The organism is Nonomuraea sp. NPDC049152, from assembly GCF_040648355.1.
In the GTDB taxonomy this organism is placed as follows: domain Bacteria; phylum Actinomycetota; class Actinomycetes; order Streptosporangiales; family Streptosporangiaceae; genus Nonomuraea.
Window position 1 is genome coordinate 209,828 of sequence record NZ_JBEZDO010000007.1, and the last position, 12,613, is coordinate 222,440.

Consider the following 12,613-nt stretch of genomic DNA (forward strand, 5'->3'; position numbering starts at 1 on the left):
TTATAAAAACAAGCACTTGCTCAATCCAACCCTGTCAGTTAAGTAACAAGAGGCGACGGGAGGGGTTATGGGCATCAAGGGTGACTGGGGCGACGGGCGCCGCCTCTGGGAGTCCGCTCCCCCCGGCATCGTCCACGGGCTGCGCCCGGGCATCGGCAGACTCTCCGACGAGGTGATCGAGGAGATCCAGGCCCGGATCCCCGAGTACGCGAGGCCGTCGGACGAGATCTACATCAAGGTCGTGCGGATGGCGGTCGAGGAGGCCATCGGCCGCTTCCTCGACCGCATCGAGGACCCCGACGCCCCGTGGGACCCCGAACCGTTCCGCGTGATCGGCAGAGGCGAGGCCGCCGAGGGCCGCAACCTCGAACCGCTCCAGACCGCCATGCGCCTGGGCGCCAGGGTCGGCTGGCGGCGGCTGACGGAGCTGGCCGAGCCGCTCGGCCTGTCCCCCCAGTCGCTCTACGACCTCGGCGAGGCGATCTTCGTCTACCTCGACCAGCTCGCCGACGCGGCCGCCGAGGGCTTCGACGAGGCCAGGGCCCACGCGGCGGGCGAGATGGAACGCCGCCGCCACCGCCTGCTCGACCTGCTGCTCTCCCAGCCCTCCGCCGGCGCGGAGGCGATCGCCGACCTGGCCAAGGCGGCGGGCTGGCGGCTGCCGAGGACCGTGGCGGGCGTCGCGCTCGACGACAGGAACGGCACCCCCTCCCTTCCTCCTGACGTCCTCCTCGGCCTCGAACGCCCGCAGCCGTGCCTGCTCGTCCCCGACCCCAACGGCCCTGGCCGTCCCCAGATGCTGGAGAAGAGCCTGCGCGGATGGCGGGCCGCGGTCGGCCCCGCCGTACCGCTGGACAGAGCCGCCGTCTCGCTGCGGTGGGCGGGCGAGGCGCTGGAACTGGCCCGCAGAGGGGTGCTGCCCGGCGCCCGAGGGCCGCTGCGCTGCGCCGACCACATGGCGACGCTGATCGTCTTCAAGGACGAGGACCTGGTCGGCGCGCTGGCGCAGGCCAGGCTCGCGCCGCTCGCGCACCTGCGCAAGTCGCAGCAGGACCGGCTCGCCGAGACGTTGCTGGCCTGGCTGCGGTACGGCAGGGGCGCAGGCGAGGTGGCCGCCAGGCTGCACGTCCACCCGCAGACCGTCCGCTACCGGCTGCGCCAGCTCGAGGAGCTGTACGGCGAGCAGCTCGGCGACCCCGACATCCGCTTCGAGCTGGAGATCGTCCTCAGGGCGCGACAGGCCAGGAGCGGAACAGCCTGAGGCTCCGCTCGCCGACGCGCTCGCGCAGCTCGCGGTCCTCGACGCCCAGGTCCTCCTCCGGCGCCAGGCAGAGCACCCCGACCTTGCCGACGTGCTCGTTCGTCTGTACGGCACGCGCCGCGTCACCCGCCCGCTCCAGCGGATAGACCCGCGACAGCGTCGGATGGATCATCCCGAGCGAGATGAGGCGGTTGATCTCAGCGCATTCCAGGTAGTTCGCACCGTGGGAGCCGATGATCCGCTTGAGCTTCATCCACAGGTGCCTGTTGTCGTAGGCGTGCTCGAACCCGCTGGACGACCCGCAGGTCACCACCGAGCCGCCCTTCCTCGCGACGTAGACCGACGCGCCGAACGTCTCCTTGCCCGTGTGCTCGAACACGATCGCGGGATCCTCGCCGACCAGCCTGCGCACCTCGGCCCCGAGCCTGCGCCACGACTTCTCGTCGTCCAGGTGCTCGAACTGGGTGCGGTCCAGGATGTGCTCGCAGCCCATCCTGCGCAGCAGCTCGGCCTTCTCCTGCGAACTGACCACGCCAACGGGGATGCCGCCGCCGTTCTTGACAAGCTGCACGCCGTAAGCGCCGAGGCCACCGGTCGCGCCCCACAGCAGCACCACGTCGCCCTGCTTCATCCGCGAGCCGTGCTCGCCGACCAGCATGCGGTAGGCGGTGGACGCGCACAGCATGTTGCAGGCGGCCTCCTCCCAGCTCAGGTGGGCCGGCTTGGGCAGCAGCTGCGTCGCCTTCACCACCGCGAACTCCGCGAGTCCGCCGAAGTTCGTCTCGAACCCCCACGCCCGCAGGTCGCCGCCCAGCATGGAGTCGTGGTGGGTGACGGGGTCCTCGCTGTCCACGTACGCGGGGCTCGTCACCACCTTGTCGCCGATCCGCCAGTGCCGTACGGCCGCGCCCTTCCTGACGATCACGCCGGACGCGTCCGAGCCGAGCACGTGCGTGTCGAGGTCGTGGCGCGGATCGGTCCTGCCGAACCGCTCGAGGAAGGCGAACGTCGGGATCGGCTCGAACATCGCCGACCAGACGGTGTTGAAGTTGATCGCGCTGGCCATGACCGCGACCAGCACCTCGTCCGGGCCCAGCCGGGGCATGGGCACCTCGCCCACGTGCAGCGACCTGCGCACATCCTTGTCCACCCCGTTCACGCCGTGCGGCGTCCTGCCGAACATGCCGACCTCGTCCTTGCGGATGTAGGCGGCGGTGTAGGTCGAGGGGACCTGCGCGCGCTCGAGCTCTTCGGGATCCGCGCCCTCGATCACTGCCTGTGCCAGCGTCATAGGAGACCTCTCAAGTGTGCGGCGACGATCTCTACATGTGGGGGGTCGAGGAGGTTCAGATGGTGTGATCCATGAACGGGGACGATCTCCAGGTCCTTCGCAAACGGCGCGAAGCCTCTGGCGGGGTCGTCCGTGTGCGCGTAACGAACGTCCTCCACGGACCACGGGGTCGGCTCGGTCGAGCGATAGAGGACGACCTTTCCCTGGTACGGCCCGCAGTCGTAGCGCTCGATCGCCAGGGTGTCCTCGTGGGAGGTCCGCTGGTGGCGCAGGATGGCGGGGCTCAGATTCGCCAGGACGCCCGACTCCTCGATGCGCGCCTCGGTGAGCGCCAGTTGCTCGCGCTCGTCGAGGTCCTTCAGGTCGTCGTAGGTGAGGGCGATGGCGGCGCCGTAGGTATCGCGGAGGTACCGGCAGAAGTCGGCGTACCTCCGGGCGTGGACGTCGCCGAGCGTGGCGGGGTCGAGCCGGTCGGGAAGCCCTGAGTCGATCATCGCGACCAGCTCGACGGCGTCGCCGAGCCGCCTGGCGATCTCGAAGGCCATGATCCCGCCGAACGACCAGCCCCCGAGCCGATAGGGGGCGGGGCAGGTGCCGGTGATGGCTTCGGCGTAGGCGGCGGCCCGCTCGGGGATGCCGCCCCCGCCCTCCACCCGTTCCAGCCCGAACACGGGGGTGCCGAGAAGGGACGCGAGTCTGAGGTAGACGCCCGTCGTCCCGCCCGCCGGGTGTGCGAGGAACAACGGCCTGGCGTTCGCGGTGGGCGGGCTCAGTCCGGGTGTCAGCAGCCTGACGATCCCCCGCTCGGCCTCCCTCTCGTCCAGCGCCCGCACCCGTTCGGCCACCTCGGCCACTGTCACGCCGTCCATCCGACGCCCCACCTCGCGTTCCAGGGCGGACAGGACCTCGGCAGGGATCGCCTCGTTCACCCCGAGAACCCGCCCCACCACCTCCCCCGCCACCCTGACGACCAGCCGTTCGGCCGCGTCCCTCGGCCCCACCTCCACCGCCCGAGCCCCCACGACCCCCAGCTCGGCCGCCAGTGCCCGCACGACCTCTCCGAGAGTGCCGCCCCTGAGCAGCGGTCCGGCGGGCAACGCCACCCCGAAGTCGTGCTCGAACGTCCCCCGCAACCGCGTCGCCGCCAGCGAGTCCAGCCCCAGATCCGTCAGCACCGTGCCTTCGCCCAACCACCCGGAACCCCCGGGCTCCTCCGCCGACCACCCGGCATCGAGCCCGAGCACCCCCGCCACCCGCTCCCGCACCCGCGTGCCGATCACCCGCAGCGCCTCCTCGGGCGCCAGCTCCTCCAGGTCGAGCCGCCGCTCCCCGACCCCCTCCACCACCATGGAGAAGTACGGCATGCGCCCCACCCCAGGGAAGACCGCCACCGCCATCGCCGGGTCGAGCCTGACCACCCCCGCCGACAGCTCCCTTTGCAGAAGCGCCTCCAGCGCCTCGATCCCCTCCCCCGGAGTAAGGGGCGCGATGGCGGGCAACGGGTTCGCCCCCGCCCACGTCCCCCAGCTGATGGACACCGCCGGCAGCCCCTCCGCCCTACGGAGATCGCACAACGCGTCCAGGTAGGCGTTCGCCAGGGCATAGGCGGCCTGTCCAGGCGAGCCCAGCAGCGACGCGGCCGACGAGAACGCCACCCACCAGTCGAGGCGGAGGTCCTGGCCCCTGGTCGCCTCGTGCAGCCGCCACCCGCCCGTCGCCTTGGCCGACCACACCCGTTCGACCGAGGCCTCCGTCAGGTCCGCGATCAGTCGATCGTCCAGCACGCCCGCCGCGTGGACGACCCCGCACAGCCGTACCCCGCCCTCGGTCACCGCCGCGACCAGCCGCTCCGCCGTACCCTCCGCGGCGAGATCTCCCGTGACCACCTCGACGGCCCTGAGCCCGGCGAGCTGGGCGGCGGCCTCGGCCGACGGCCCCGAACGGCCGTTCACCACGACCCGTCCCGCGCCTCTCTCGACCAGCCGGCGGGCGACCAGGAGACCGAGCGTGCCGTACCCGCCGCTGATCAGGTATCCGCCCCCCTCCCGCACCACAGGCAGGACACCGCGATACCGGGGAGGCTCGGGGAGCCCGGCGCGACGGACGCGAGCGGCATAACGGACGCCACGGCGCCACGCCACCTCGTCGTCATCGGAGTCGCAGGCCAGCTCCCGCGCCAGCACCGAAAGGTCATCGACGTCGATCAGGGTCGCTCTGAGTTCGGGACGTTCCAGTGCCAGCACCCTGATCACGCCACGCAGCGACGCGGCCGACGGCTCGCCCGGCTCCCCCTCCACGACGGCCTGCGCCCGCTCGGTGACGATCCTCAGCCGCCTGCCGTCGCCCGCCATCCGAGCCAGATCCAGCAGAACACGCACCGGATCAGGGCTCACCGGCACGAGTAGGAGCGGATCGCCGTCTGGCCCCGCGGGCAGCGACGCGGCCAGGCGGCCGGCCCGCGGATCCCCCTCATCGGCCAGGATGAGCCACTCGCGGGCCGGCGCCGCCTGGTCGTCCGCCAGCGGGGCCGGGGCCCAGATCCGTTCGACGAGCTTGTCGGCCAGCCGTACCGGGACGCCGGTCTCATGGATCTCTCGCGTCTCGATTCCCTCGAAAGTCCCATCTACACGGAAACGCCGGATTCTTTCCCACGCGTTGTCCGAGGACCCCTCGCCCGCCGAGCCGTACAGCTTCCACACGTCGGCCGCGTCCTTCGCATGCACCTCCACGCGCCCGCCCACCAGGGTGACGGTGACCCGCGCAGGCAGCGGCAACAGCCCGTACAAGGCGACGTCCTCGACGTCCTCCCCTCCCAACGCCGCCGACGCCAGCCGCGCGACCACCTCCACCGGCAGCACGGCATGCCCGCTCCTGTGCCATGTCGCGTACTCCATGTGCCACGGCGCCTCCGAGAGGTCGTCGAGCACGGTGGACCAGCTCTGACCCGTGGGCGTCTCCACATGCACGCCCAGCACCGGATGCCCACCCGCCGCCCGCGGACGCTCCACCACCCAGTGCCGCTCCCGCCGCCACCGCGGCCGCGGCACGTCCACCACCCGACCGTCCAGACGCGGAGGTACGGCAGCCGCCACCCTGGCCACCTGCGCCTCAAACCCCCGCACCACACGACCCTGACCATCGGACCAGTCGACCCTCCGCCCTTCGGGGGCGGGTCCCGTGTCGGAGGAGCGCGGTCTGGTGAGCGAATGGGTCACCAGCACACCCCGAGGAAGGCTGTCCCGAAGCGCGGCGGCGAGCACGGGATGGGGCCCGACCTCGGTGAATACCGTGTATCCATCCTCCGCCGCGGCCCGCACCGCCTGCATGAGCCGTACAGGACGCCTGATCCCCGCCGCCCAATAGGCAGGCTCGAACGTCGGTGTCTCCCGCGGGTCGTCGAGCACCGTCGAGTAGAACGGCACCAAGGGCTTGCCCGGCGAGATCGCCTCCAGCTCAGCCCTCAGCCGGGGCTGCAGCGGTTTGACCTGCGGCGAATGCCCGGCGCCCTCCGCCGTCAGCACCCTCGCGTACCCCCCGCCCGCCTCCACCTCCGCCGCGAACCGCGCCACGCCCTCCTCATCACCCGTGACGACGGTCTGCGTCGGCGAGGAGTACACGGCGATGTGAAGGCCGGCCGGCACTTCCTCCGCGGCGACCTCCAGCACGGCCATCGCCCCGCCCCCGCCCAGCGAGCCGAGCAACCGCGCCCGCCTGCAGATCACCCGAACTCCGTCATGCAGCCCGAGCCCACCGGCGACGACGGCCGCCGCGACCTCTCCCATGGAGTGTCCGATGACAGCAGTAGGCCGTATCCCGTATGCAGTCCACAGCCTACTGAGAGCGATCTGCACAGCGAAGATCATCGGCTGAAGGTGTGCGACGCCGCGCGCCTCCCAATCGTGCAGCTCGATGCCGCCCTCCGCCTTCAGCAGGGGCGCCAGTTCGTCGACGGCCTCCCTGAAGGCGGGCTCGGCGGCGTAGAGATCACGCCCCATGCCCGGCCACTGCGCGCCGTACCCGCTGAAGACCCACACCGGCCCCTTGCCTCCGGTGGGCGCGGGTTCGATGGTTCTGAGCGCATGGGCCAGCTCGTCGGCGGTCCTCCCCACGACAGCCGCGCCCACTCTGCCTCTGCCCGCCCGCCTCGCCAGGGTGTACGCGACATCCCCCAGCCAGGCGCCACTCTCCGGAGGAGCGCCGCTCGCTGATGCGCCGTTCCCTTCGTTGTCGGGTCGCGGACCCGGGTGGGTGGTGAGCCACGCGGCCAGGTCGGCGGCCTGCGCCCTGACCCGGTCGGCCGTGGTGTCGCTCAGCACGAGCACCCGCGCCGGAAGCGTGCCGATCGTTTGCGGCCGCGTCTCAGAGATCGCCGGTGGAAGGGCTGCAGGCGAAAGGGCTGCAGGCATAGGGGCCGCGGGTGTTGCGGGTGAAAGAACCGCGGGCGGAAAGGCCATATCTGGCAGGGACGCGGGTGGAAGGGATGCGGGTGGAAGGGATGCGGGTGGAGTGGGTGCGGATGGGTGGAGGGCGTCGAGGACGATGTGGGCGTTGGTGCCACCGAAGCCGAACGATGACACCCCCGCTCGGGCGCCGGGGCGGGGCCATGGGGTCGGTTCGGTGACCAGGGTGAGGGAGTCCCAGGGCACGTGGGGGTTCGGCGTGTCGAAGTGCAGGCTGGGCGGGATGAGGCCGTGGTGGAGTGACAGCACCGTCTTGATGAAGCCCGTGACCCCAGCCGCGGCCTCCAGGTGGCCGAGGTTGGTCTTCACCGAGCCGAGCAGGATGGGGCCGGGGAGGGCGGCCGCGATGGCGCGGGCCTCGATGGGGTCGCCGAGGAAGGTGCCGGTGCCGTGGGCCTCGATGTAGTCCGGGCCCCTGTCGAGGCCCGCGTAGACGGTGCGGAGCAGGTTCTGCTGGGCGTCGGGGTTGGGGGCGACGAGGCCGTTCGAGCGGCCGTCCTGGTTGACCGCGGACACGGTGACCACCGCCAGGACCCTGTCGTGGTCGCGCAGGGCGTCGGACAGGCGTTTGAGCACGACGACGCCGCACCCCTCGGCCCTCACCATCCCGTCGGCCGACACGTCGAACGCCTTGCACCTGCCGTCGGGCGCGGTGCCGCCCGCCTGGTCGAAGGCCATGGTGACGGCTGGGGAGAGCAGCAGGTTCACGCCGGCGGCGAGGGCGAGGTCGCTCTCGCCCGCGCGGAGGGTGTTCACCGCCAGGTGGATGGCGACGAGGGAGGACGAGCACGCCGTGTCGACGGCCATGGAGGGCCCGTGCAGGTCGAGCAGGTAGGACAGCCGGTTCGCGGCGATGCTGAAGGCGGCGCCGGTGGCCGTCCAGGCGTCCACGGAGGCGGGGTCGGCGGTGGTGAGGTGGGCGTACTCGTTGCCCGAGATGCCGACGAACGCGGCGGTACGGCTGCCGCGTAACGAACGCGGGGCGATGCCGCCGTGCTCGAGCGCGTCCCATGCCGTTTCGAGCAGGAGGCGTTGCTGGGGGTCCATCGTGGCGGCCTCACCCGGCGGGATGCCGAAGAACTCCGCGTCGAATCCCTCGATGTCATCGAGGAAGCCGCCGTGCCTGGTGGTGCGGCGGAGGGCTTCGGCGGTGCGGGCCGTGCCGTCGTCGAACCGTTCCCATCTGCCTTCGGGCACCGTCCGTACGGCGTCGCGGCCATGAACGAGGAGGTCCCAGAACGCCTCGGGCCCTTCGGCGCCCGGCAGGCGGCACCCGACCCCGACCACCGCTATCGGCTCGGGCGAGCGCCCCTCGATCGAGGGGCGGCACGGGTCGGGCGAGCGCCCCTCGACAGAGGGGAGGCGCGGGGCGGATGAACATCCCTCGCTCAGCGGGGGGCCCGGGTCTGGCGAGTCCCCCTCGCTCAGCGGGAGGCGCGGGTCGGGTGAACGGTCGTCCGGGAGCGGGTGAGGCGGGAAGAGGGCGGCGGCGAGGCGGTTGATCGTCGGGTGTTCCCAGACCAGGGTCGGCGGTAACTCCCGTCCGACGAGCTCGGCCAGCTCCCCCGCGATCCCCATGGCGTCCCTGGAGGACAGTCCGAACTCCTCCAGCGGCCGGTCAGGGTCCACGTCGGCCGCGGCACACCGGGAGGAGATCCGCTCCACGAGGAAGCGTCGGATGTCGCCTTCACCGAGTACGTCCATGGGCGCTCCCATGCTGCCGGGGGTGATCGGTCAACTTACCGATGCGAACCGTTCAGGAGCAGCCCGTAGCGGAACATTCCTCCGGTTCGTTTTGTCACGCCCGTGATAATTGTCCGGAGAGCGCAAGCCGCAGCGCCTTTTCGTTGCCTCCGGTGATAGCTGCAGCCCGCCCACAGGACCTAGCCTCACCTGCACGCTGAGGACGGCTGAGGACGGTGATGGGCATCATGCGATCCAAGGACTTGCTGGCGGTGGCGCTGGCGTCGGTGCTGGTCGTGGGCTCGGCAACCGGCCCCGCGCAGGCCGATCCGAAGTGGTCGCTGGTGCCCGAGGGAAAGACCGAGCCGGAGAAGTCCGTGCAGGAGAAGTCGGGACAGGAGAAGTCGGATCCCAGGCGACCGGCCGCACCCAATGAGCCCGACGTGCCCGGTCAGCCGGGAGAGGTCCCGCCGCAGGGGGATACCGGCGACAACCCCTTCCTCAACGACCCGAACGGCCAGCCGCCCCCGATCCCGAAGCGACAACCCGAGCAGCAACCCCAGCAGCCGCCGCAACAGCAGGCCGAGCCCCAGAACGCCGGCGACCCCCGCTACTCCCCCGGGCAGAGAGCGTTGAAGGGCCCGGCGAGGGTGGTCAGGGAGCGCAGGCTCGGCCCGCGCATGATGGACGTCCTCATCTCCTCGCCGTCCATCGGCCGGATGACGCCCGTTCGCCTGCTCCTTCCCCGCGACTGGTCCAAGTCCGCCAAGCGCACCTGGCCCGTCCTCTACCTCCTGCATGGCGGCGCCGACAACTACACCGCGTGGACCCGCATGACCGACGTCGTCTCCTTCACGGAGAACGTCGACGCGATCATCGTCATGCCCGAAGCAGGCAGGGCCGGCAACTACTCCGACTGGTACAACGGCGGCCGCGGCGGCAGCCCTGCCTGGGCGACGTTCCATACCCAGGAGGTACGGCAGCTCCTGGAGATCGGCTACCGCGCGGGCACGCGCAGGGCGATCGCGGGCCTGTCGATGGGCGCCTACGGAGCGGTGAAGTACGCCGCGCAGAATCCCGGCATGTTCGGGTTCGTCGGCGCGTTCAGCGGCATCATGGCGACGGAGCTGCCCGGCATCCCGCAGATCATCCAGAACGCCCAGCTCAGTGAGGGCCAGGACCCGAACGCGCTGTGGGGCGACCCGTCAAGGAACAAGGACGTCTGGGCCGCCAACGACCCCGTCGTGCTCGCCCCGAACCTCAAGGGCACGGCGATCTACATGTCGAGCGGCACCAACAGCTTCGCGGGCCCGCTGGACCCGCCCGGCTCGCCGTGGCACCCCGCCCACCTGGGCGAGCCCATCTCGGCCTACACGGCCAAGGCGCTGAGCAAGCGGCTGGACGCGCTCGGCATCAAGCACACCATGAACCTGTACGGCAACGGCACCCACACCTGGCCCTACTGGAACAGGGAGTTCAAGAACTCCTTCCCGATGGCCCTGCGGGCGCTGGGACTGAGAGGCGGCGGCGACCCGAAGGTGGCGACGATGAGAGACGAGCGCGAGTGGGAGTACGACACCCCGCTGCCGCCGATCACGCCGCCTGACGCCGTGCAGCCGGGCCCGCTCCCGCTCGGCGTCGTGAACTGGACGCTGCAGCAGTGACACTTGTTCCATGAGCCTGCGTGACCGCAAGAAGGAACGAACGCGGCAGTTGCTGTCCGACACCGCGATCGCGATGTTCCTCGCCGAGGGTTTCGACCAGGTGGCGGTCGCGGACATCGCGGCGGCGGCGGAGGTGTCGAAGCCGACGCTGTTCAGGTACTTCCCGGCGAAGGAGGACCTGGTCCTGCACCGCATCGCCGACCATCAGGGCGAGCACGCCAGGGTGGTCGCCGCCAGGGACCCGCGGGAGACGCCGCTACGCGCCCTGCACCGGCATTTCCGCGAGGGCCTGGAGGCGCGCGACCCCGTCACCGGGCTCTGTGACCTGCCCGCGGTGCTGGCCTTCCATCGGCTGGTGTTCGGCACGCCGAGCCTTGCCGCCCGCGTGGTGGAGTACGGCACGACCGACGCGGCCTTGCTGGCCGACGCGCTGGGCGGGCCCGCCCCGCGTCTGGTGGCCGCCCAGGTGATCGCGGTCGTCCAGGTGCTCGCGCTCGACAACGCCTCGGCCCTCTCGGCCGGCCGTACGGCCGACGAGGTCTTCCCCGAGGCGGCTGAGGCCGCCGACAACGCCTTCGACCTGCTCAGCCACGGCGCCGCAGGGCGCGGCTACTGATCTCCGTCATGTTCGTGACGCCGATGGTCTCGTTCTTGAACGGGTAGGAGAGCGCGTCGAGGGCGGCGATCTGGGCCTCGGCGTCGTCGTCGGCGACGGTCTGGAAGCGGAAGGTGAACCAGCTCACGGACTGGTCGTAGGCGAGCGAGCCGCGCTCGCTGAAGCCGACCTCGCAGGTGTCGGCCTGCGAGCGCAGCGTCTCGCGCTGCGCGTCCGTGAGCCCGTCGAACCTGGCCCTGATGATCACTCGGTAGGTGTCCATATCGAAATGGAGTCTACGCCAAACTTGGAGTCGACTACAAAAATCTAGGCGGCGGCCAGGTACACCTGACCGAACGCCTCGGCGTACTTCTTCAGGTCGGTGGCCACGTCCACCTCGGGCGTCGCGGGGTTGTAGAGGGTGGCCAGGCGCGGCTTGACCTCGCTCAGCCTGGTGAGCTGCTCCCAGGTGGCGTTGCCGGCCAGCTTCTCCCCGAGCACCCTGTTGACCGCGCCCTTCGGGTCCTGCCAGCGCGTCCACAGGGTCACGGTCTCGGCCGCGTCGGACTGCAGCGGCGTCGCCACCCGCTCGGTGATCGTCTTCAGCGCCTGCTCGGCGGTCAGCTTCGAGGAGCCGGGGGCGGTGAAGACCGCGTCCTCGGCGCCGATCGTGGCGTAGGCGTCCCACGCGCGGGCCCTGACCTGGATCCACTGGTTGCGCTGGGCGGTGGCGGCGTCGATCTTCCAGGTGGCGTACTCGGTGGCCAGGTGGCCGTTGTCGAGGGAGAGCTGGTCGACCAGGCCCTTGGACAGCCACGCGCCGACGCGCTCGGGGTCGAGCAGCGGGTACTTCTTGCCGAGCTCGGTCTTGCACGCCTCGTTCGCCCCGCAGCCCAGCACCGGCACGACCGTGTGCACGGCCAGCTTCCTGCCGGGAACCGCGTCACGCAGCGCGGCCGCGGCCTCGGTCACGAACTTGTCGATCTCGTCGGCGGAGGTGAACGTCTGGTTGTAGCCGAGCTGGGAGCTGAACCTGATGCCCGTGACGCCCTGCTGCATCGCCAGCGCGCCGACCCGCTTCACTGCCTCGGCGAGCTTGCCCGCCTTCCAGTCGTCGGCCAGGTCGGTGTCGATCCAGACCCGCAGCCCCGCCTCGGTCGCCGCCTTGACCGCCTGCCCTTCGGCGGTCTCGGCCGCGGTCTTCACCTCGGCCGCCGACAGCTCGGCGGTCTCGGCCGCGGTCTTCACCTCGGCCGTCGACAGCTCGGAAGGGTCGACGTAGCAGTCCTTGGTGCCGCCCTCGCACTCGGGCGTGCCGCCTCCGTCGTTCTCCCCCGCGGGGTCGGGGTCGCCCACGTCACCGGTGATGCTGTCGTCGGGCACCTCGGGGCAGGTGTTGCCCGCCTCGGTGCAGTCGATGGTCGGGCTGTCGACCGGCACGGTGTTCCGCATGTTCTCGCCGTCGTTGTCCAGCCAGAACCTGGCGATGTCGGCGGCCTCCTCAGGCGTCGCCATCCACTTGCAGACGACGTACGCGGGGGTGTCGCTCGACATCAGGTCGTTGCAGCTCCTGGGGTCGTTGTCCGACCAGGCAGGGACGCCGATACCCAGCAGCGAAAGCGCCAGGCCGATGACGAAGATCTTCCGGAAACGCATGTC

7 protein-coding genes are annotated in these 12,613 nt (G+C 71.0%); 3 read left to right on the forward strand and 4 right to left on the reverse strand.

Translation table 11 applies throughout. The features are described 5' to 3' along the window. Positions 1–67 precede the first annotated feature (67 nt). Positions 68–1,261 carry a helix-turn-helix domain-containing protein gene (locus tag AB0B45_RS15975; protein WP_358130816.1) on the forward strand — a complete coding sequence of 398 codons (1,194 nt, stop codon included), beginning with the start codon at positions 68–70 and terminating at the stop codon, positions 1,259–1,261. Here the strand turns inward: AB0B45_RS15975 and ccrA are convergent. Both ccrA and AB0B45_RS15985 read right to left on the reverse strand, forming a co-directional pair. Continuing rightward, the gene (ccrA, locus tag AB0B45_RS15980) at positions 1,227–2,552 is read right to left on the reverse strand and encodes a crotonyl-CoA carboxylase/reductase (RefSeq protein ID WP_358130819.1); all 1,326 of its coding nucleotides are present in this window, start codon (positions 2,550–2,552) and stop codon (positions 1,227–1,229) included. The two genes, AB0B45_RS15975 and ccrA, sit on opposite strands and share 35 nt — an antisense overlap. Then, positions 2,549–8,716 carry an SDR family oxidoreductase gene (locus AB0B45_RS15985; RefSeq protein ID WP_358130822.1) on the reverse strand — a complete coding sequence of 2,056 codons (6,168 nt, stop codon included), beginning with the start codon at positions 8,714–8,716 and terminating at the stop codon, positions 2,549–2,551. The genes ccrA and AB0B45_RS15985 overlap by 4 nt, the downstream gene beginning before the upstream one ends. A 227-nt stretch (positions 8,717–8,943) precedes the next feature. Between AB0B45_RS15985 and AB0B45_RS15990 the strand changes: the two genes are divergently transcribed. Further along, entirely contained in the window at positions 8,944–10,359 is a 1,416-nt protein-coding gene (locus tag AB0B45_RS15990) for an alpha/beta hydrolase family protein (RefSeq protein ID WP_358130825.1), read from the forward strand. A gap of 10 nt (positions 10,360–10,369) precedes the next feature. Continuing rightward, positions 10,370–10,975, forward strand: coding sequence for a TetR/AcrR family transcriptional regulator (locus AB0B45_RS15995; protein ID WP_358130828.1), 606 nt, complete (start codon positions 10,370–10,372; stop codon positions 10,973–10,975). Here AB0B45_RS15995 and AB0B45_RS16000 read toward each other — a convergent pair. Both AB0B45_RS16000 and AB0B45_RS16005 read right to left on the reverse strand, forming a co-directional pair. Continuing rightward, complete coding sequence (locus AB0B45_RS16000; protein ID WP_358130830.1) at positions 10,944–11,237, reverse strand: DUF6204 family protein; 294 nt, start codon at positions 11,235–11,237, stop codon at positions 10,944–10,946. The genes AB0B45_RS15995 and AB0B45_RS16000 overlap by 32 nt on opposite strands. A gap of 44 nt (positions 11,238–11,281) precedes the next feature. Continuing rightward, complete coding sequence (locus AB0B45_RS16005) at positions 11,282–12,610, reverse strand: hypothetical protein (RefSeq protein WP_358130832.1); 1,329 nt, start codon at positions 12,608–12,610, stop codon at positions 11,282–11,284. Positions 12,611–12,613 lie beyond the last annotated feature (3 nt).